Source organism: Candidatus Zixiibacteriota bacterium, from assembly GCA_019038695.1.
In the GTDB taxonomy this organism is placed as follows: Bacteria; Zixibacteria; MSB-5A5; order GN15; family FEB-12; genus B120-G9.
Window position 1 is genome coordinate 19,422 of sequence record JAHOYZ010000008.1, and the last position, 20,748, is coordinate 40,169.

Annotated in this window: 16 protein-coding genes; 8 read left to right on the top strand and 8 right to left on the bottom strand. The window is 50.4% G+C overall.

Going from position 1 to position 20,748, the window contains the following annotated elements:
- Positions 1-100: 100 nt before the first annotated feature.
- From KOO62_03500 to KOO62_03510, 3 genes are all read right to left on the bottom strand, one after another.
- Positions 101-745 carry a hypothetical protein gene (locus KOO62_03500; protein MBU8933052.1) on the bottom strand — a complete coding sequence of 215 codons (645 nt, stop codon included), beginning with the start codon at positions 743-745 and terminating at the stop codon, positions 101-103.
- Positions 746-981: 236 nt separating this feature from the next.
- Complete coding sequence (locus KOO62_03505; protein ID MBU8933053.1) at positions 982-1,395, bottom strand: secondary thiamine-phosphate synthase enzyme YjbQ; 414 nt, start codon at positions 1,393-1,395, stop codon at positions 982-984.
- Between the two features lie 85 nt (positions 1,396-1,480).
- A complete protein-coding gene (locus KOO62_03510) occupies positions 1,481-1,963 on the bottom strand; it encodes an SPOR domain-containing protein (protein MBU8933054.1) in 483 nt (160 codons plus the stop codon).
- 185 nt (positions 1,964-2,148) lie between these two features.
- On the opposite strand from KOO62_03510, the gene KOO62_03515 reads away from it, so the two are divergent.
- Together KOO62_03515 and KOO62_03520 are read left to right on the top strand one after the other, a co-directional pair.
- Positions 2,149-3,144, top strand: coding sequence for a cysteine synthase family protein (locus KOO62_03515; GenBank protein MBU8933055.1), 996 nt, complete (start codon positions 2,149-2,151; stop codon positions 3,142-3,144).
- Positions 3,141-3,836, top strand: coding sequence for a DUF1573 domain-containing protein (locus tag KOO62_03520; GenBank protein MBU8933056.1), 696 nt, complete (start codon positions 3,141-3,143; stop codon positions 3,834-3,836). Before KOO62_03515 ends, KOO62_03520 begins: the two co-directional genes overlap by 4 nt.
- Before the next feature lie 96 nt (positions 3,837-3,932).
- Here KOO62_03520 and KOO62_03525 read toward each other — a convergent pair whose 3' ends face one another.
- Positions 3,933-5,108 (bottom strand): DUF819 family protein, encoded by a 1,176-nt coding sequence (locus KOO62_03525; protein MBU8933057.1) that lies wholly within the window; start codon positions 5,106-5,108, stop codon positions 3,933-3,935.
- Between the two features lie 100 nt (positions 5,109-5,208).
- Between KOO62_03525 and KOO62_03530 the strand changes: the two genes are divergently transcribed.
- Both KOO62_03530 and KOO62_03535 read left to right on the top strand, forming a co-directional pair.
- Complete coding sequence (locus KOO62_03530) at positions 5,209-5,715, top strand: DUF2250 domain-containing protein (GenBank protein MBU8933058.1); 507 nt, start codon at positions 5,209-5,211, stop codon at positions 5,713-5,715.
- 459 nt (positions 5,716-6,174) lie between these two features.
- Positions 6,175-8,829, top strand: coding sequence for a zinc-dependent metalloprotease (locus KOO62_03535; GenBank protein MBU8933059.1), 2,655 nt, complete (start codon positions 6,175-6,177; stop codon positions 8,827-8,829).
- Between the two features lie 244 nt (positions 8,830-9,073).
- On the opposite strand, the gene KOO62_03540 is transcribed toward KOO62_03535, so the two are convergent.
- From KOO62_03540 to KOO62_03550, 3 genes are all read right to left on the bottom strand, one after another.
- Positions 9,074-9,919 (bottom strand): LOG family protein, encoded by an 846-nt coding sequence (locus KOO62_03540; protein ID MBU8933060.1) that lies wholly within the window; start codon positions 9,917-9,919, stop codon positions 9,074-9,076.
- Between the two features lie 21 nt (positions 9,920-9,940).
- Positions 9,941-11,326 (bottom strand): MBL fold metallo-hydrolase, encoded by a 1,386-nt coding sequence (locus KOO62_03545; GenBank protein ID MBU8933061.1) that lies wholly within the window; start codon positions 11,324-11,326, stop codon positions 9,941-9,943.
- A 76-nt stretch (positions 11,327-11,402) separates the two neighbouring features.
- Positions 11,403-12,545, bottom strand: a complete 1,143-nt coding sequence (locus KOO62_03550; GenBank protein MBU8933062.1) for a 6-phosphofructokinase — start codon at positions 12,543-12,545, stop codon at positions 11,403-11,405.
- Positions 12,546-12,716: 171 nt separating this feature from the next.
- Here KOO62_03550 and glgP point away from each other — a divergent pair, with 171 nt between their 5' ends.
- Positions 12,717-15,347 (top strand): alpha-glucan family phosphorylase, encoded by a 2,631-nt coding sequence (gene glgP / locus KOO62_03555; GenBank protein MBU8933063.1) that lies wholly within the window; start codon positions 12,717-12,719, stop codon positions 15,345-15,347.
- A gap of 4 nt (positions 15,348-15,351) precedes the next feature.
- Here glgP and KOO62_03560 read toward each other — a convergent pair whose 3' ends face one another.
- On the bottom strand, positions 15,352-15,516 hold the full coding sequence (locus KOO62_03560; protein ID MBU8933064.1) for a hypothetical protein: 165 nt from the start codon (positions 15,514-15,516) through the stop codon (positions 15,352-15,354).
- Positions 15,517-15,616: 100 nt separating this feature from the next.
- Here KOO62_03560 and KOO62_03565 point away from each other — a divergent pair, with 100 nt between their 5' ends.
- From KOO62_03565 to purD, 3 genes are all read left to right on the top strand, one after another.
- Positions 15,617-17,122: an insulinase family protein gene (locus KOO62_03565; GenBank protein MBU8933065.1), complete on the top strand. Its 1,506-nt coding sequence runs from the start codon at positions 15,617-15,619 to the stop codon at positions 17,120-17,122.
- A 16-nt stretch (positions 17,123-17,138) separates the two neighbouring features.
- Positions 17,139-19,274 (top strand): insulinase family protein, encoded by a 2,136-nt coding sequence (locus KOO62_03570; GenBank protein MBU8933066.1) that lies wholly within the window; start codon positions 17,139-17,141, stop codon positions 19,272-19,274.
- 186 nt (positions 19,275-19,460) lie between these two features.
- Positions 19,461-20,747 (top strand): phosphoribosylamine--glycine ligase, encoded by a 1,287-nt coding sequence (purD, locus tag KOO62_03575; protein MBU8933067.1) that lies wholly within the window; start codon positions 19,461-19,463, stop codon positions 20,745-20,747.
- Position 20,748: the final 1 nt, after the last annotated feature.

Consider the following 20,748-nt stretch of genomic DNA (forward strand, 5'->3'; position numbering starts at 1 on the left):
TGCCAGCTGGTAATCGATATATCTTGAAGGGCGGAGTCACAACGACTCCGCCCTTTTTGTTTTTTTTAGGAGATTCTTAGGCTCTATTGTTCCCGATCGGTTATTTCTTTTTCTTGCCCTTACCCTTGTGCGGCTTCTGATGCCCGGACGCCTTTGACATCTGCTTGTGCTTGCGTTTCTCTTTCATCTGGTGCTTCGCGTGGGCGTTGATCCTGGCGAATTTGTGACCCTGGTGTCTCAGACGGATGACTTCATCAGGTGAGTAACCGTGACGCTGCGTGACAAACCTCAGGTTGACACAATTGACAATATCGACATCTGCCAGAGAGATGTTCTTCCACCGGTGTTTTTTTGCTTTTTTGAAGTGGCCGTAGGCCTTGCCATAAGGCGGACCGGGGTTTGTCTTCAGAGCAAGGAAAAAGATGTCAGGATTCAACCCGAAATAATGTGTGATTTCCCACCAGGACTTTCCTTTGGAGCGAAGGTTGAGTATTACACCGGCTTTGACGTTCGCATGTTCGGCCAGGAAAAAGACAACCACGAGTTCTTCGTCCGATAAGGATTTCTTCCGTACCGCAACAACTTCTTTTTCGGGGATCTGGTAATGTTCACCAATGGCCAAATGGAAACTCTTGATACCGTCGCTGTCAATTGACAGACCCACTTCGACTCCTGCAAATGTGTTAGAATTTGCGGTGATAGTGAGGCACAAGGCGGTCAGAATGATTGAGCTGGCTTTGAGCACGATAACCCTCCTAAAATAATTTCATTGGACGTGTTACGATATTCTGGCACGTCCTCTAATAGAATTATCGGTGCTATGAGCGCTTAGGATTAGTTTGGGTGGCTCATCGTTCATGTGGGATTTCCGTGGGCGGTAGTAGGTCAGGACCCTTGCGGTCCTGACATCATTCGTCAGGAGGACAAGCCTCCTGATCTACAAAGGCTCACTACCCACCATAAAATGGTGGGCCACCCGACCTACTCCCCGATTATCTTGATTATAACCCGTTTGTTACGGCGGCCGTCGAACTCGGCGTAGTAGACCTGCTGCCAGGGACCCAGATCGATCCGCCCGGCAGTTATCGGTAGCATCACTTGATTGTGAATAAGAAGGTTCTTGAGATGGGCATCACCATTGTCTTCGCCGGTGCGATGATGCCGATAATCCTTGCCAAACGGGGCGAGAGTTTCGAGCCATTCGTCGATGTCTTCAATTAGCCCCGATTCGGCATCATTGATATATACGGCAGCGGTTATGTGCATGGCCGAGACGAGCATCATCCCCTCGGTGATGCCACTCCCAGCCAGCACATCTTCCACCTCAGCTGTAATATTTATATAATCTCGTCGCTTCGGCACATGGAAAGTGAGATAGTCTGTGTGGCTTTTCATCATCGCTCCATATTAAATGCGGCAGACGACAGGTATCACCTGGTTGGGCGTCTACCGCCCATATCCACCTGGCTGTAGTTACTCGCTACTGGAGCTGATCAATCCACACATCCGCAGAGTACTTGTCGATCAGCTCTGCCTTGAGTATTGTGGCTTCTCGATAACCCTCAAACTGACCGATACGAACCCGATAGAATAATTGATCATCAACCGTATAGTTTGTCACAAACGGTTCGAAACCGCGATCAGTGTATACTTTAACCAGATGCTGAGCGTAGGCACGATCTTCGCATCCCGCCACCTGTACTGTGTAACCACTACCTGTTGGAGCGCTCGGGAGTTCTTTCGGCTGTGTTTCTTCGGGCACCGCCCCGGCATCCATTGCCATGCCTGTATCATCGCCCACAAAGTCTGACTGCGTAACGCTATCTCCAAGAGAGTCGGCGATTGCGGAATCCCCGAGTAGTTCCTTCTCAAGCTGGGCGACCTCATCCTTCTTCTTTGAGCAACCCAGCGCCAGCAAACCGACTATCACGAGCAAACCTGCCAATATACCTAAACGTCTCATAGAACCTCCATGTCAAAGCCGAAGCGATGTGACTAATGTCACCGCTCCTGATCATCATCTTCTTTATCCGATTGTAACCGGCCTACCAGTGAAGTGTCAACTAAAAGCCCTTGATTTTTCTGAACTAAAGGGTTGAGTTTTGTATAACTATTGGGTAGGATAATAACCTTACTGGATTGGGAAATATGCGACTGTACGAAGACATCACACAGCTTATCGGACACACACCATTGGTGCGTTTGCGTACAGGTATTCCAGCCAATGGCCCCAGGGCATATGTGAAGCTGGAGTTCCACAATCCAACCGGCTCCCTCAAAGACCGCATGGCCTACCATACCATTAAGAAGGCTATGGACTGTGGTCACCTTAAACCTGGCGATACAGTCATTGACAACACTTCCGGAAACACTGGCTCGGCTATGGCTATGGTAGCTCAACATTTCGGATTAAAGGCCATCGTCACTACGCCGGAAAAAACCAGCCGGGAAAAAGTCGATCTGATGAAATCCTATGGCGCTGAAGTCATTGTCACACCGGAAACAGTCGAGCATGATGACCCTCTCGGATTCTGGGCAGTGGCTCGTAACATGGCCCGCGAACACGGTTACTTCGATCTTGATCAATACGATAGTCAGGATAACGTCGAAGCTCATTACCTCACGACCGGCCCGGAAATATGGGAGGACACTGAGGGACGCATCACTCACGTTGTGGCGGGCATTGGCACCGGAGGTACTTTCTCGGGCGTGGCCAAGTATCTCAAGGAGCAGAATCCTGACCTGGTTGCGGTAGCTGTCGATCCCGAGGGTTCTGTGTTTGCCGATTACATCCGTGACCGACACAAGATCGTCGGGCATCCCTACAAGGTTGAGGGTATTGGCTCTGATGTCGTGACCCTCGCTCTCCACCCTGATTTGGTGGACGAAGTAATAACGGTTTCGGATGAGGATTCCTTCAACCGGGCTCGACTCATTGCACGAGCAGAAGGTATCTCAGCCGGAGGCTCATCCGGTTCGGTTGCCTGCGCTATGGAGCAAGTGGCCGCTGACCTTGGTGAGGATTCTTTCGTGGTTGGGATATTCGGTGATGCAGGCATTCGTTACCTCAGCAAATGCTATAATGATGACTGGATGCGACGACATGGCTACCACTCCGATACCGAAGTGATGGAGAAAAAATGAACTTTGTTCTCGTGCTCACAATAACTGCTATCCTCAGCGGCGCAGGCATATCGAAAGAGACTTCCTCGAACGTTCTTCCGACCCTTGAGGAACAGATGTTTGATTTTGGACACATGGGCATTGACTACACTGTTTATTGCCAGTTCGCTTTTGAAAACCGGACGGACGACACAATTCGTATCCAACGTGCCATCGCCAACTGCGATTGTGGCAATGTTAGCTCATTGGATTCGATTATATCACCCGACGACACTGCCCATTTTCAGTTGCGGTTCAAAACCAAGGACCTATTTGGCCCAACCAACAGGTCCTTTACTGTCATCACTGACCATCCCGATCTGGACACACTGGAATTCCATTACCTCTCGATTGTCGGACAGTGGTTCAACGGATTGCGTCCTGAACCGGCCGCTATCATGTTCTTACCGAAAAAAACAACGGAGACCGTACGTATTCCCAACCGGAGCTTCGATTCTATCTCGCTATTGGACATCATTCAGTATGATAGCTCATTCACCATAACAGCGACCGTTGATAAAGCAGGGAAAGGTTCGGACCTGGTGTTGGAAATCACACCGCGCCCTGACATCACCAAGGGAACATACATGACCAATGCTACCCTGCTCATTGGGACGGACGAGGATTCCGACCCGACCATTCTCACAATTCCGATAAAGATCGTTCGGTATTAAATAGCTTTCTTCATAGGTCAAGAGCCGTGCGCTCTTGACAGAGAACAGGCGATGCCTATTAGCAGGCAATACTCAATAACAGGCAATGCCTGCCTGCTACATAACCCACTCGCACAATTGCGCCGCCAGAATCGCCGCCGGGTTGCCAATAGCATAGCCTAGCAACGCCATCAGAATCGATACCGGCACCAGCACAGGATTATGATAGGCCGCCACAATTGGAGCCGAAGCCGCTCCACCAATGTTGGCCGCCGATGCAATTGCAGCCGTGTGGACATCGACCCGAAATATCCGTGCTGCCGCGACCAGAAAACCGCCATGTATGAAGATCCAGATGTAAGCCCCCAGCAGGAACCAGAAAACCGAAGAGTCGAGATTGGACAAATCCGCTTTCGCCCCCATTCGTGCCACGAACAGATACACGAGCGCCATTGCTAACGCATGAGAACACGGTATCTTGCTGGCCTTTGTAAATGACAAGGCGACACCAAAAAATGTCACCAACAGAATCTTGTAAGTATTGGTTGAGAAGACAGGGGGTAATGGCTGGATATGACCTGCGATCCATGTCGCCAAAGCAGTCACGGCAAAGCCGATGAAAATCAGGTACAGGAAGTGTCGCATAGCCGGAGTACCCTTGTCAGTAGTGAGTTCAGCGGCTGCTTTCTTGAGCGTCTCCACCCGTTCCTTGGGCATTTTCGTAAATTTGTTAAACCAGCCAGCGAAATTCTTCGAGCCCAGCATAATCGGTAGCCAGATCAAATAGACGGCGTTATCGGCAATAACAGCGTAACCGAAATCGAGCGAACTTTCGTCAAGCCCGATAGCATTGCCGACTGCCAGCATATTACCCGTGCCACCGATCCAACTCCCGGCCAACGCCCCAAACCCTTTCCATGCCTCCGGTCCCAGTCCATGTTTCACCAGCATCAGCCCAATCGGCGCTCCAACAACCACGCCTAACGTACCCAACAACATGACAAATATGCCCTTCCCCATCACACGGATCGTGGCCATGATATCCACTTCCAGCAGCATAATGGCCAGGAACATGGGGAGCAAATTGGTGCCCATAAAATCATATACGGGTGATTTGCTGGGAATTACGCCACTGTTGGATAACGCTACCGGTATCAGGTAGATGAAAATCAACGGCGGGAGATAGTTGAATAACTTCCACTCGGTTTTCTTTTCCAGAAAGAAAAAGAACGATGTTACTGCTGCCAGAGCGGCTATTATTCCTGAGGGGGATGAGATCAAAATGTCGGGCATAAGCTCGCTTTCGTTTTTTTATCTTGAGGGAATGTAGTCTGTCATTGCTGTCAAAACAAGAGACATTGTCATTGGGCATTATAATTGCCTATATTGCATTATGGTTAATCCGATCCGATTGAAAGAAGACTACATCCTGGCGAAATGCTGCACACCCACTGTCGGTGATGATATCGTAGGTTATTACAGCTACGACAATGTACTCAAAGTCCACCGGCGAGACTGCCCCAACCTGGCCAAGGCCGAGCAGCAACGGCTGGTCAAACTGGAGTGGGACGATATTCTTGAGGAGCAAGCTCCTTTTTCTCCTGACAAGAACTACGACGATTTAGACAAGACCGATTGGGTGGTGATGCGGCACCATCGAAAGTACGGTGTTGATTACTCCCTCCTCGTAGCCCGGAAAACAAACATCACCAAACAGGCTGCCTTTGATAGCCACAAGAAGCTGCGTGAAATGGACTTGATTGAGCGAGTCGAACCTCGGATTATTCAGTATCGTAAGGGGATCGTTGACAACAAATGGATCAAACACCGCAACCACACCTACTACGACCTGACCGAAAAAGGTAACGCCTATCTTGACTGGCACGCCAAACACACTTGACTCAGGTAAGCGTTTGACGGTCATGTGAACTACTATTTTATGGTGGTGATATCCCATCCTGAAGGGATGTTGAAAAACCCAGATAATTGAAACATGCTTCGACTCCGCCTACATGACAAACTGTAACATGTTGTCTATCAAGTCACCCAACCTGGCAATGCCAGTGAGCGGAGTCGAAGCATGACTTTGCTACCCAGTTATAGGACAAAGTTGTATAGATTAGTAGGGCGAAACCCTTCTTAGTGGTTCCGCCATTTGGAATCGTCAGGACCTCAAGGAATCCTAACCTACAAATACTTGACTCCTGATCAAATTACACCTGTCTAAGATAATACACACTTCTCTTGTCAATAGGCTACACGTCGCGATAATCCCCTTGTGATATGGAACATTTTGGGTGATATTGTCGTTTACTAATGAATCGTACATACTACTTCGTTGTTTTCTAAAGGAGTCCCCATGCGCCTCAAAACTTTTGTATTCTCGCTCCTGACCGTATCACTCGTCAGCTGGGCAACATCAGACGTGCAAGCCGGTCGCCGTGTCAGAACGTTTGGCGACCAGGATAAGAGCAAATCATCGACGGACAAACCAGCCGACAAAGGCAAAGAAAAACCGTTCGCCGACCTGGTAAAGGATCGCGTTCTCATCGAGGGACTGTTCGATTTCTATCGTGACACCATCGACAATAGTATGCTGATGGCAATCGAGCCGGAGCAATTTGACGAGATATTCCTTTGTGGTGAAACTCGCACTGCCGCCGAGGGTGGTTTCTTTGACAACGGCGCTATGGGCCGATCGTTTCCATTCTATTTCCAACGCGTCGGCAAGAACATTATGATGCTGGAGAAAAACCTGCGCATCCGCGCCGACACTTCCTCTGCTCTGCATAAGGCCATCCCCGACGGTCTTTCTGATCACCTCTTTGCCTCAACGGCAGTCAAATCCAAACCGAATGATTCCACCGGCGCGATTCTGATCAATCCCGCTGAGCTATTTATACGTGATGCGCAACACCTGGGCAATGTTTTCAGCCGGGCGAAAATGAGTTTCAGTTTTGACAAGAAAAACAGCTACTTCGGAATGGTGAAATCGTTCCCGGAGAACAGCGAAATAGACGTCCGTTTACACTACAAGGGTTCCAAATCGTTCGGCGCTTCCAATATGCAAAACGGTTACAGCTTCTTTCACACTTTCCACTATTCATTGTCATCATTGCCGGAAACGGACTATGTCCCCCGTCTGGCTGATGATCGTGTCGGCTACTTCATGACAATGTACCGTGACTATTCCACCCTCGATAATCCATCCTCGTATGTTCGTTACATTGAGCGTTGGAATCTCAAAAAGAAAAACCCCGACGCCCGCATGTCCGAACCGGTGGAGCCCATCGTATACTGGGTCGAGAACACCGTTCCCGAGGAATACCGTGATGCCGTTGCCGAAGGGATTGAGTTCTGGAATGTTGCCTTTGAGAAAATTGGATTTCGCAATGCAATCGTGGCCAAACAAATGCCAGACACCGCCGAATGGGACCCGGCCGATGTTCGCTACAGCACCGTCCAGTGGGTCATCATCCCCGGCGGTGGCTACGCCGTGGGACCATCTCGCGCCAATCCGTTCACGGGGCAGATATACGATGCCGATATTCGGGTTTCAGTAGACTTTATCAGATACATGTTCTCCAACATGGAGTTCTTCATTGATCCGGTGACACCCGATGCCGACATCCCGGAACTGCCTGTAGATGAGTACTCTCACAACGAACATTTCTGTAACTACGGTATGGAATCTGCCCGCGAGGCAGCGTTCGGGCTGACCTATGCCATCAGTACTGCAGGTGATCTGGTTGACAAAGATTCGCTTACTAAGGAATATATCCATGCCTATCTTGTTGAACTAGTGGCGCATGAAGTTGGTCATACGCTCGGTTTTCGTCACAACTACAAAGGCTCGACTATCTATAGTCTTGACCAGATTAACGATCCTGAGTTCACCCGCAAGCATGGTACAGTCGGATCAATCATGGACTATGCCGCTCCTAATATCGCCGGGCCGGACCGCACCCAGGGTGAATTCTACGCTTCGGTACCGGGTCCTTATGGCGATTGGTGTATCGAATACGGTTATTCCGATTTCGAGGATACTACCTCTGAGGACGAATGGCCCAAGCTACAGGAAATCGCCGGTCGTGCCGCCGATCCGTTGCTGGCTTACAGCACCGACGAAGATGCTTTTGGATCGGGCACAAAAGGGATCGATCCCATGAGTCTTTTGTTTGATCTGGGTGATGATCCCATCGCCTTCTGCGAACATAAGATTGGCCTGACCCGCGAACTGTGGAACAATACGATGGGTCAATTTGAGAAGGAAGGCGAGAGTTATCAGAACGTCCTGCGGGCTTTTAACACCGGCTGGCGTTCATTCTTCTCATCCGCACGGTTTGCCTCGCGTTATGTTGGCGGCATCTATCACAATCGTTTCCATGTCGGCGACACGACCGACGTGCTGCCCTTCTGCCCGGTCCCGGCCGACGAACAGCGGCAAGCGGTGAAATTCCTTAAAGACAACCTGTTTGCGCCAGACGCTTTCGATCTTCCGGCCGACTTGCTCAACAAACTCCAGCCGGAGCGTTTGCCGGACTTTAACTGGTCGGTTTATTCAATCTATCAGATCGACTACCCGATCCACCGCCAGGCATTGGCAATGCAGAACCGCGCCATATCGAATCTTTACGCTCCCCATACGCTGGGACGACTGGTAGACAACATTGAACGGTTTGCACCAGGTGAAGAAGCCTACTCGATCCATGATATGTTCACCGAAGTACGGCGCTCTATCTGGACCGAAATTATAGGACCGGAGAACGTCAACAGCTTCCGTCGTCAGCTACAGTTATCGCATCTCAAGCGGATCATCGGTATCTACCTCAACGACTCGTGGGTTTATCCCTCCGATGCTCGTACGCTGGCCGCAAATGACCTTGATGTTATTGAGACTGCTGTTATGAACGGAACAAACAACATCGGTTTAGACGATATGACCAAGGCACATTTCAAAGAAGTTGTGCGCCAGATTGACGCTGCCCAGGGCGCGCGACGGTCGTACAAGTAAAAGACATTGATGTGTCCGTCACCCAACCAGGCAATGCCTGTGAGAGTAGTCGAAGGGTGGCGGACACAAACCCCACCCCGAGTGCCATTCACAAATTTGTCATGCCGGACTTGATCCGGCATCCAGTCTTAGTAGGAAATCATGCCCAAACGAGTTTGAGCATGGCACCCCTTAAGATCACATGCTCATGGAACCCACAGCAAGCTGTGGGGCACTAGACAAAGACAGGCAATGCCTGTGCCTGCTACTCCCCCTGATAGAAATACTTGATGTAATCCCAGGCGTCTGCGGCGTGATCCGCATAGACAAACAGCTTGAGATCCTCGGGATCAATCGTGCCTTGTTTGGCCAGGTATTCAAAATCGATGAAACCCTTCCAGAATTTCTCACCAAAGAGAATGACCGGCAGTGGTTTGATCTTCTTAGTCTGTACCAGAGTGAGTCCCTCGAACAGTTCATCGAGCGTACCGTATCCACCCGGGAATGCCACCAATGCTTTCGCCCTAAGCATGAAGTGCATTTTACGAATTGCAAAGTAGTGGAACTGCATACACAGCTCAGGAGTGATGTAGGCGTTTGGTTCCTGTTCCATCGGCAGCGTGATATTCAGACCGATTGATTTAGCGCCAATATCATACGCACCACGATTAGCTGCCTCCATGATCCCCGGACCGCCGCCGGTAACTATGACGTACTCGTGGTTGTCGTTGCCCTGACTTTCAATAGAAACCAACCGCGCAAACTCACGAGCTTCATCGTAGAAACGTGATTTAGCCAAAACTGATTTAGCTACTCGCATTTGTCGACGTAGTTCTTTGTCTGAAGGGCGATGCTTGAGCTTATTCTCGATCTTTCGCAGTTCTGCCCTGGCCTCTTTCGGCTCGACTATGCGTGTCCCGCCGAAACAGACAATAGTCGAAGCAATCCCCTCTCGACGAAGAATGGTCTCGGGTTTAAGCAACTCTAATTGAAGCCGGGCTGGACGAGCATAGCCAGAATCCAGAAAATCATGATCCTTATATGCGATCCGATAGGCCGATGATTGACCTAGACGCTTTGACATTTGAGCGGGGGTAAGTTTCTTCTTCATCAAATCAAATCCTGTTGAGGCTTACAATTCTACCGTTTCGTGAAGACTCGGAATGTGACAGTCCCAGCCTTTTTCTTTCTTAAGGTGCCCAGCCATAGCGATATTCTGTGACTCTTCACCGTGCGTTACAAACACTTTTTTCGGTGACTCGGTGAAAGGCTCCAGCCAGTGCAAAATTTCCTGATAATCTCCATGTCCGGAAAGTCCATGCAGCTTGACCAGTTTCGCCCTGACTTCCACCGGTTGTTTGTGGATGTAAATCTTGTCAGCGCCATCAGCCAGTTTCCGACCAAGAGTTCCCTCGGCCATGAAACCGGCCAGCATAATCGTATTTTCCGCCTTGGGAAGTCGCATCATCAGGTGATGCATAATGCGTCCCCCGGTCAACATACCGCTGGCCGACATAATAATGGCGGGGCCAGTCAGTCGATTGAGAAGTTTAGATGATTTACGCTTGCGATGTAAAGACACATGCTGACCGTTAAGAATACACTTCTTGCCGCTCAGGCACTCGATGTCAACCTTGTGATAGTCAGGATACTTGACATAGATGTCAGTCGATCTGATAGCCATTGGCGAGTCAATGTGGATACCGATCGGGGGGATGCGTTTCTTCTCGATCAGGTCATGGATCAAGTAGGCAATCTGCTGCGTACGCCCGATGGCAAAGGCAGGGATGAGTAAAATACTCTTGCGCGCTATCACATCGTTGATGATTTCAGAAAATATGAAATAGGGGTCTTCAGGTTCGTGGATACGCCCACCATAGGTGGATTCACACACCACATAATCGGTCTGCGGGGGCGGACTGGGATTGTGAACCAACGGATTGCCATAGCGGCCAACATCACCTGAGAAAAGAATTGACACTTCATGGTCTCCGTCGTTGAGAATCATCTCAACGAAGGCCGCCCCCAGAATATGGCCGATAACACCGAAACGAAATTTAATCTCAGTCCCAATAGTGGTCCATTCGTCAAACCTGACCGCCTCAAACTGACCATGGAGCTTTTCTACATCCTTGCGATCGAATAGCGGCAGCGCCTTCTCATGCCGGGTGATTCCCTTCTTGTTACGATACTCGGCATCCTCCTCTTGTATATGAGCGGCATCGATCAATGACATGCGAGCGATATCCACAGTCGGAGGTGTGGCATAGAGTGGCCCGTTAAATCCCTCCCTGGCCATCTTGGGCGAGTATCCAATATGGTCGATATGAGCGTGGGTGAGAATTATGGCATCCACATCGGAGGCATCAAACGGGAGCGGCTCCCAGTTTTTCTGGCGCAGGGATCGTCGGCCCTGAAACATACCACAATCGACCATGACCTGTCGATCATTGACGCGGACAAGATACTTTGACCCGGTGACTGTTCCGGCGGCACCGTGAAAGGCTAGCGTAATCAATTACAAATGACCTCGATTTCCATATGAGGTTCAGCCGAGCAACAACTCGGCTATTGTTCCGACCTCAGAGCAATTCCTATGTCGTTGCTTCTTCAATCAATGATTCTTCGATTGGCACACCCTTCGGCAGTCCAACACATATTCCAAGTGACAAGGACGCTTTGACCAAGGGATGGTCAGGCGTTACGAGGCGAAGTTTACCTGCTACTTCAGACATCGGGGTCGAGCCAATCTGGCCGTCTTTCATAGCCACCATCTGCCCCATCTCCCCTCTCATCACCATGTGGACCGCCTCGGTACCGTAACGGGTGGCAAGAATACGGTCGAAGGCTGTGGGTGAACCACCCCTGAGAAGATGGCCCAGGATTGTTACCCGACATTCAAGATTGGTCAGGCCCTCAATCTGAGCGGCCACCTGCCGAGATATTCCACCCAGACGGATGGCATCGGGAGACGTCTCTATCCGGCGATCCACAACCATGCTACCGCCTGCAGGATGGGCTCCTTCGCCCACCACCACAATGGAGAAACGTTTACCGGCCGCGTTGCGATCCTTGATAGCACTACAGACAGCCTCTATATCGTAAGGAAACTCCGGGATGAGAATAATGTCGCCGCCACCGGCCAGACCTGAACTGAGCGCCAGCCACCCCGCATAACGCCCCATAACTTCGATTATCATTACCCGATGGTGCGACTGGGCAGTAGTGTGAATCTTGTCCACGGCATCTGTGGCGGTAGCCAATGCGGAGTCAAATCCAAAAGTTATATCAGTACCGAACAAATCGTTATCAATCGTCTTGGGTACACCCACAATGGGTAGCCCTAGCTTTATCATTCCCTCGGAAGCCGCCATAGTCCCATCCCCACCAATGGCAACAAGAACATCCAGTCCGAGTGCTTCAAAATTCCTGACGGCTTGGTTGGAGCGATCAAGGTATACGTAATCCTCGCCCTCCAGCACAGGATAATGAAATGGATCGGCTCGATTCGAAGTACCCAGGATCGTACCACCGCGAGTCAGGATGCCGGAGACATCCCTGTTGGTAAGTTCGCGATAGCGATTTAAAATCAGGCCCTCATATCCGTCAATGAAGCCAAGGACTTTAACGTCATAATCGTTATCTGCCGTTTTCACGACTGCGCGCAGCACAGCGTTCAAGCCCGGACAATCGCCGCCGCCCGTTAGTACACCAATTCTTTTCATCTTCTTTCCCATGCCATAAGGATTTGATAAAACTACTCTTATGCAACCAATTTCTTGCCTGCAAAGGCCGATAATATCTGTTTCGACACAAATGGTGTACCTAATTACACATTCGACCTTTTTCCGGATAAATTGGTAATCACCTATTTTTGTTGCATTGACTACGTCAGCAGGAGTAAAATTGTGGTTGTTTGGGGCGATACTGTGATTGTAGACTTATTGGTTACGAAAAACAAACGTCCTACTATCGGGAAAGCTATGCGTCTGAAACAGTTCCTTGTATTGCCAAGATTGCCCGAGCGGATTCTGGTTCTCCAGGAGTTGGCCCAGAACCTCTGGTACTCGTGGAATTGGAATCTGGTGAAGCTTTTCATCAGGCTCGACCCCGAAATGTGGGAGCAGTGTTATCAGAATCCAGTCGAGATGCTTTCCAAACTACCCCAGGAAACTCTCCAAAGGGCTGCCGAGGATGACGGTTTCGTGGCCAGTCTGGACCGAACCCACCAGAAGTATCGTAATTATCTTGGCCTGAAGCGATGGTTCCAGTACGAGCATGAAGACCTCCAGGGAAGCACAATCGCCTATTTCTCTCTGGAGTACGGTCTTGATACCGGACTGCCAGTTTATTCCGGAGGACTTGGCGTACTTTCCGGAGATACCTTGAAGGCCGCATCCGACCTGGGCTTACCTATGGTCGCTGTCGGATTGTTATACCGTTACGGTTATTTTCGGCAGTTCCTCTCCTCGGACGGCTGGCAGCAGGAACGCTATGAAGAGAACGACTGGTATCACATGCCGGTGCAACTTGTCAGAGATGATAATGATGAACCGGTGCGTGTGACTGTGATGCTGGGAGATACACCGGTCCAATTACAGATATGGAAAGTGAGCGTGGGGCTTATACCGCTGTACTTGCTCGACGCGAACATTCCTGAGAACTCTACCAAATGTCGTGAGGTTACATCCGTTCTCTACGGCGGCGACAAGGACATGCGCATCCGGCAGGAGATTATCCTTGGGGTGGGCGGTGTGCGTGCCTTGCGTGCGCTGGGCATCGACCCTACGATTTTTCATCTAAACGAAGGCCATTCATGGTTCCTCACATTGGAGCGGATTCGTAACCTGATGCAGGAACAAAAACTGAGTTACCAGGAGGCTGAGCAAAATGTGTGGAGCACGACCGTGTTCACCACCCATACGCCGGTCCCGGCCGGGAATGAGAAATTCGAGACCGTGTTGGTCCACCGGTATCTGTCGAACCTGGTATCCGAACTTGGTATTTCGTGGAAGGATTTCATTGCCATGGGACGGGTGATGCCCGATGACGAATCAGAATCATTCGGCATGACGGTAGCCGCCCTGAAAACAGCCGCTTTCGCTAACGGCGTATCCGTTCTGCATGGCCGGGTGTCGCGAGAGATGTGGCACAACATATGGCCCGAACTACCCATCTCGGAAGTACCCATTCGTGCCATCACCAACGGGGTTCATCTGGGATCCTGGATTTCGCACGACCTCCAGGAATTATACGAGTCATATTTCGGTTCGGCCTATACCGAACATCCCGGCGCACCTGAGCACTGGGAACGAGTGAAGAAAATACCGGATGCAGAGTTGTGGCGGACTCATAACCGACGCCGCGAGCGACTGGTGTTTTTCGCTCGCAAACGTCTCAAGCAGCAATTGATCCGGCGGGGTTCTTCAGAACTGGTGATCAACCAGGCAGACCAAATACTCGATCCGCGTATCCTGACTATTGGCTTCGCCCGCCGCTTCTCGACATATAAACGCGGCGATTTAATTTTCTCCGATCCCGATCGACTGGAAAGGATAGTCAACGATGATGACCACCCGGTGCAGATTATCCTGGCTGGCAAAGCTCACCCCCTTGACAGTCCGGGAAAAGAGATCATCAAGGAGATTATCGGTCTCATATCACAGGAACGGTTCCGCAATCGTATCATCTTCCTTGAGGACTACGACATAAATGTTGCCCGATATATGGTTCAGGGTTCCGATGTCTGGCTGAATACTCCGCGGCGTCCCCAGGAAGCTTCCGGTACATCCGGCATGAAAGCAGCCTTGAATGGCTCGCTGCATCTGTCTATCCTCGATGGCTGGTGGGACGAGGGGTACTGTGATGATACTGGGTTCAAGATTGGCAACGGTGAAGAGTACGACAACATCGAAGTTCAGAACCGGCTGGAGTCGGAGATGCTCTACAACACGCTCGAAACGGAAGTCATCCCCCTCTTCTATGATCGTAATGACCGTGGGAATCCGCTACGCTGGATAAATAAAATGAAAGCTTCCATCAAGATGGCCGGACAGATGTTCTCGGCTCACAACATGCTTACTAATTACGCCAACCGGTGCTATGCCCCGGCGATCAGGCACGCCCGAGAATTGTCTGCCGACGGGTTCGCTGTTACGCGTTCCGTAACTTCGTGGCTGGAACATATGACCCAGGAATGGCACAACATCGTCATTGAAAATGTTGATATACCAGGACTTGATGCTACCGTTTACGTAGGTCAAAAATTCCCGGTAACTATCAAAATTAGTATGGGGGATATCTCTCCTGATGATGTGCGAGTAGAGATGATCTCAGGCCACCTCAATTCGCAGAGCGAAATAGAACAATATACTCCGGTGCCGGCGACTCTGGTCGAGAGCAACGATGACGGTGTGTGTACTTTCACGGGGTGGGTCAGATGCATCGACTCGGGACGCTTCGGTGTTCGTGCCCGCGTGATTCCAAACAACAAGCATCTCCCCCACACCCTGAAACCCAAACTGATTTCATGGTGGTAGGGCTCTACCCCGAAGACCATTTCGCCCATATTTGAGGATTACAGACCCGACACGACCATGCTGTCTCCACCGTAAGCTCCAGCACAACAGCCATTTTCGGGTCAGTCGGTGTCTGAATTGCCACCCTTGCCTCGTTGATCGAAGATAGCCAGCGTAGTATTTCACCCATTTTACACACAATCCAAGTCCAGTAGGGACTTGACACTCTCCAGCGTTAGTGGTTTATTCGCACCAATATGTTAAGATACAACACATTCACGGAGGATCTTATGACACACGTTAAAGCCGGACCATTGGCTGTACTGGTCTGCCTGATGCTGCTTGTGGCGGCGACGGCCTCAGCCTTTGATTTCTCGGAACTTGAGAATTCTGTCGGCGAGTACACGCTGAAAAATGGGCTTAAGGTACTTATCATGGAGCGTCACGACGCTCCGGTCGTGTCCTGTCTTACTTATGCAAATGTGGGTGGATCGGATGACCCCAAGGAATACTCGGGCATGGCCCACATGTTTGAGCACATGGCCTTCAAAGGCACCAAGAGTGTTGGCTCCAAAGACATTGACAAAGAACTGGAATTGATCGCCATTGAGGACAGCGTTTTCCTCGAATTGCGCACCGAGCGTAAAAAGGGACGCTTCGCCGATTCAACCCGCATTGCTGCCCTCGAAGCAGCCTACGATTCAGCTCGCGAGGCTTCGTATGAGTTGATCGAGCCAAATGAGTTTGGCAACATAATTGAGCGTGAAGGAGGCGTCGGCCTCAACGCTTTCACCAGCTATGACGAGACAGTCTATTTCTTCAGTCTGCCGTCGAACAAAGTGGAACTCTGGATGGCTTTGGAATCGGAACGCTTTCTCAATCCCGTCTTGAGAGAGATGTACAAGGAACGTGACGTCGTGGCCGAAGAACGCCGTATGCGCACAGAGTCCAACCCTATTGGCAAACTGATCGAGGACTTCATCTCTACTTCCTTTAAGGCTCACCCGTATGGCCGACCCATAGTTGGTCACATGTCAGACATTCAAAACTACTCCCGCGATGCGGCCATCGAGTATTTTGAGAAATACTACGGACCATCCAATCTTACTATTGCCATCGTTGGAGACGTCAAAACCAAAGATGTCCTCAAGCTGGCCAAGAAATATTGGGAGCGCATCCCCTATCGTCCGGCCCCGGAACTACTGGCTACAGTAGAACCGGAACAGAAGGGCGAACGTCGTGTAGCAATCGAAGATCCGGCACAGCCTTTCTACATTGTAGGTTGGCATATTCCTGAAGCAACTCACCCCGATCGCCCAGCCCTTGATGCCCTTACCGATTACCTGGGGCAGGGTCGGACGTCTCTTCTGTACAAAAACCTCGTGAAAGAGAAAAAAGCCGCGCTTAATATAGGCGCCTTTGGTGGTTTCCCCGGTGACAAATATCCCGGTCTGGTCGCTGTATATGCCATGGCTGCGGCCGAGCATGACAACCCTGAACTTGAAGCAGAGATCTTCGCTGAGGTCGAGAAGCTCAAGACGGAGTTGATCCCGGCCGAAGAAATTGAGAAAATCAAGGCTCGAGCCAAGGCACAGTTCATCAATGGCATGGACGACAACAATGGTATTGCAATGCAACTGGCCGCCTATCAAACCCGTTGGGGTAACTGGCGCGAGTTATTCCGCGAATTAGATCGCATCAATGCTGTTACAGCCGAGGACATTCAGCGAGTAGCCATAGAGTACTTGACAAAGAAAAACCGTACCGTCGGTATGATCATTCACCAGGAAAGCTAAGTAGGAGAGGCTTATCATGATTCGCAAACAAATATTTTCATTTGTCGCCCTGGCCTTCCTGCTGGCTCTTGTGGCTGGCCCCGGCATGGCACAGGATATCGACAAAATCGAGTACCCCAAGCTGAACAAGCTGGAAATCCCTGAAGTTGAGAAGGTCACTCTCGAGAATGGCCTCCGACTTTATCTGCTTCCTGATCGCAGTATGCCTATCTTCAGAAGCTCCGCCCGCATCAATTGTGGCGGTCACCTCGACCCGGCCGAGAAGATCGGTCTGGCGTCCGTTTGCGGTACTGTCCTTCGTACCGGAGGTACAGCCAAGTGGACCGGTGACGAAATAGACGAGCAACTGGAAGCCATCGGTGGTTATGTCGAGACATTCATTGGCAATACCTCTGGTGGGGCTAATATCAATGTTCTTAGTGAGTACACTGATCTGGGTCTGGAAGTGCTGACCGAAGTTCTTCGTAGCCCAGTATTTGATCAAGACAAGATCGATCTGGCCAAGGTGCAGATGCGTTCAGGCATCTCGCGCCGGAATGACGACCCGATGCAAATTGCAATCCGCGAGTATAGAAAAGTCCTCTACGGATCGGAATCTCCATTTGCTCGTCACGTTGAATACACCACCATCAACGCTATCGAGCGACAGGATCTGGTCGACTTTCATGCCGCCTATTTCAAACCACAGAACGTGCAGTTGGCTTTCTGGGGTGACTTCGATTCCAAGGAACTGGTTGAGAAGATCAAGGCTCATTTCGACGACTGGGTTCGCGAGGGTGACCCGGTTCCTCCACTCCCCGAAGTGGACTACAAGTTTGAGAATGAAGTGTACTACGTCAACAAAGCTGACGTTAACCAGACCAATATCATCCTGGGCCATATCGGCGGCCTTACGACCGACGAGGACTACCCGTCCCGGATCGTCATGAACAATATCTTCGGTGGCTCGTTTGGTTCGCGGATGTTCAATGCCGTCCGTTCCCGTGAAGGTCTGGCCTATGCTGCTTTCGGCGTGTATACTGCCAACATCTCGTATCCCGGCATGTTCTATGCCTTTGCTTCGACCAAATCCGAAACCACTGCGAAGTGCGTGCGCGAGATGATCAAAGTCATTGAGCAGATGCATACCGACCCACCTACAGAGAACGAGATGCGAGCCGGCAAGGACGGCTATCTAAATTCATTCGTATTCAACTTCGATTCCAAGGGTGAAGTTGTCCGTCGTCTGATGACCTACGACTTCTATAACCTTCCCGATGACTTCCTATTCCTGGAGAAGGAAAAGGTAGAGAAGGTTTCCCCTGAAGATGTCATGACCGCCGCCAAAGCCAATCTACGACCGGATGCGCTTCGCATCGTTGTCGTTGGCAAGGGCGAAGATTTTGAGATGCCCCTTGATCAGCTTGGCCTTGGCAATGTTGTTGAGATCGACATCACTATCCCCAGTGGAGTTGAAGAAAAAGAGTTGGTAATCAACGACGAAACCATCGCCAAAGGAACTGAGATTCTCAGTGCGGCTATCGAAGCTCACGGTGGTCTGGCAGCCTACAAGAACGTCAAATCTGTTTGGCGCAAGGCTACATTGACGCTGGTAACTCCCAACGGTGAATTTCCTGTACAATCTGAAGGGATCGACGTTTTCCCAGACCAGAGTATGGGACTTATTAATGTCATGGGGCAGAAGATCTATTCTTCCATTCGTGACGGCAACACCGGCTGGAAGACTGACCAAGCCACCATGCAGTTGGCGCCAATGACCGAGGAGGACATCCTGGATCATGACAAGCAGCGTAACCGAAACACACTGCGTATTTTCTCAAGTCTGGACGAACCGTACTATCAGGCCGTATTTGACGGAGCTGGTACAGTGGAAGGTACAGACATAAACTGGGTCGCCGTGGTCGGTAACGATGGGGACGTGATCTGTCGATTCGCTTTCACTACCACTAGTAACGAGCTGGTGTGCAAGAGCTATGCTGATGAAGATGGATCGGTGGAGGAGATTTATTCCAATCTCACCGTTGTTGAAGGTATCAAGGTACCCTTCAAGTCGGTACGCAACGTTAACGGCCAGAAGGCAATGACATTTGATATCTCTACGTACACCATCAATGGCGACATTCCAGCCGATGCTTTTTCGAAGCCGGAATAGCCAGAAGGCACTGTTACTAGAGCTTTTACTGGAAGCCGATCCGTTTGGATCGGCTTCCTTTTCCATATTTACCTCCACATCAAACCCACGGATCTCCATGATGGGACCAAAAAACCGCTTGAAATCAGCGCAAAAACTGGTTAATTATAAGCTTTATTGGAGGTCTGCAAAACTCTTGGGAAGACTATGAAAGTATTTGTGATAGGCTCCGGTGGACGCGAACACGCCCTTGTCTGGAAATTGAAGAGATCGAAGAAGGTCGATAAGATTTTCTGTGCTCCCGGAAACGCCGGAATCGGACAGATTGCTAAGTGTGTTAACATCCAGGCGGATAATATCAAGGCCCTGGGAGATTTCGCCAATCGCAACAAAATCGGTCTGACTGTGGTTGGTCCGGAGGTTCCTCTTACCAAAGGGATCGTTGACGAATTCCAGCGACGGCGATTGAAAATATTCGGCCCTAACAAGCAGGCATCGCAGCTTGAAGGCAGTAAGGTCTTCGCCAAGGAGTTCATGCGCAAATATCACATTCCGACCGCCGCATTCAAGGTCTTTACAGTTGCGGCCGAGGCAATTGGCTTCTGCCACTCTGTGGATTTTCCGGTCATAATCAAGGCTGACGGTTTAGCGGCTGGCAAAGGTGTAGTGGTAGCAAAAAATCTTAAACAAGCCACCACCACAATCGAAGAAATGATGATCAGGCACCGATTCGGTCGCGCAGGCAACAAGATCGTGATCGAATCGTTCCTAAAGGGTGAAGAAGTTTCGGTTATGGCTATTACTGACGGCAAGGCTATCATACCGTTTCTATCCAGCCAAGATCACAAGCAAGCCTATGATGGTGACCGCGGTCCAAATACTGGTGGCATGGGAGCCTACTGCCCCACAAGAATTCTCGATGACTACCTGGTGGACCAGATTCGCGACTATATTCTTCAGCCAACGATGACTGGATTGCACAAAGAGAGCATCACATACAAAGGTGTCCTATACGTTGGTTTGATGATAACAGAAAGCGGTCCCAAGGTACTCGAATTCAATTGCCGATTCGGCGATCCTGAGACCCAGGCCGTACTGCCACTTCTGAAGACTGACTTGCTTGACCTGATGCTGGCCTCAGTTAATCAGAAACTCGGTTCGGGCCGCAAGATAGAATGGAGCCAGAAAGAGGCAGCCTGTGTCGTAATGGCCTCTAAAGGCTACCCCGGCAAGTATCGTACCGGTCTGAAAATCACCGGCCTGCATAACATCGGCGACAATAATTGTCACATATTCCACGCTGGAACCGTCCCTAAGGGGAATCATCTGATGACTAATGGTGGTCGGGTGCTGGGTGTTGTTGGAATTGACAAAAACCTGCAACAGGCTCTTAATCGCGCCTATCGGGCGATAAACAAGATTCGGTTTGAGGGAGCTATATATCGACGTGATATCGGTTTCAGAGCACTTAATAAAACCAGAGAACAGGTATAAC

What these genes read in the sequence shown, in the direction of transcription:
- KOO62_03565 (MBU8933065.1), top strand. Translation starts at nt 15,617, where the DNA reads ATGACACACGTTAAAGCCGGACCATTGGCTGTACTGGTCTGCCTGATG.
- KOO62_03535 (MBU8933059.1), top strand. Translation starts at nt 6,175, where the DNA reads ATGCGCCTCAAAACTTTTGTATTCTCGCTCCTGACCGTATCACTCGTC.
- KOO62_03525 (MBU8933057.1), bottom strand. Translation starts at nt 5,108, where the DNA reads ATGCCCGACATTTTGATCTCATCCCCCTCAGGAATAATAGCCGCTCTG.
- KOO62_03530 (MBU8933058.1), top strand. Translation starts at nt 5,209, where the DNA reads ATGGTTAATCCGATCCGATTGAAAGAAGACTACATCCTGGCGAAATGC.
- purD (MBU8933067.1), top strand. Translation starts at nt 19,461, where the DNA reads ATGAAAGTATTTGTGATAGGCTCCGGTGGACGCGAACACGCCCTTGTC.
- KOO62_03520 (MBU8933056.1), top strand. Translation starts at nt 3,141, where the DNA reads ATGAACTTTGTTCTCGTGCTCACAATAACTGCTATCCTCAGCGGCGCA.
- KOO62_03560 (MBU8933064.1), bottom strand. Translation starts at nt 15,516, where the DNA reads ATGGGTGAAATACTACGCTGGCTATCTTCGATCAACGAGGCAAGGGTG.
- KOO62_03570 (MBU8933066.1), top strand. Translation starts at nt 17,139, where the DNA reads ATGATTCGCAAACAAATATTTTCATTTGTCGCCCTGGCCTTCCTGCTG.
- KOO62_03515 (MBU8933055.1), top strand. Translation starts at nt 2,149, where the DNA reads ATGCGACTGTACGAAGACATCACACAGCTTATCGGACACACACCATTG.
- KOO62_03540 (MBU8933060.1), bottom strand. Translation starts at nt 9,919, where the DNA reads ATGAAGAAGAAACTTACCCCCGCTCAAATGTCAAAGCGTCTAGGTCAA.
- KOO62_03510 (MBU8933054.1), bottom strand. Translation starts at nt 1,963, where the DNA reads ATGAGACGTTTAGGTATATTGGCAGGTTTGCTCGTGATAGTCGGTTTG.
- KOO62_03505 (MBU8933053.1), bottom strand. Translation starts at nt 1,395, where the DNA reads ATGAAAAGCCACACAGACTATCTCACTTTCCATGTGCCGAAGCGACGA.
- KOO62_03550 (MBU8933062.1), bottom strand. Translation starts at nt 12,545, where the DNA reads ATGGGAAAGAAGATGAAAAGAATTGGTGTACTAACGGGCGGCGGCGAT.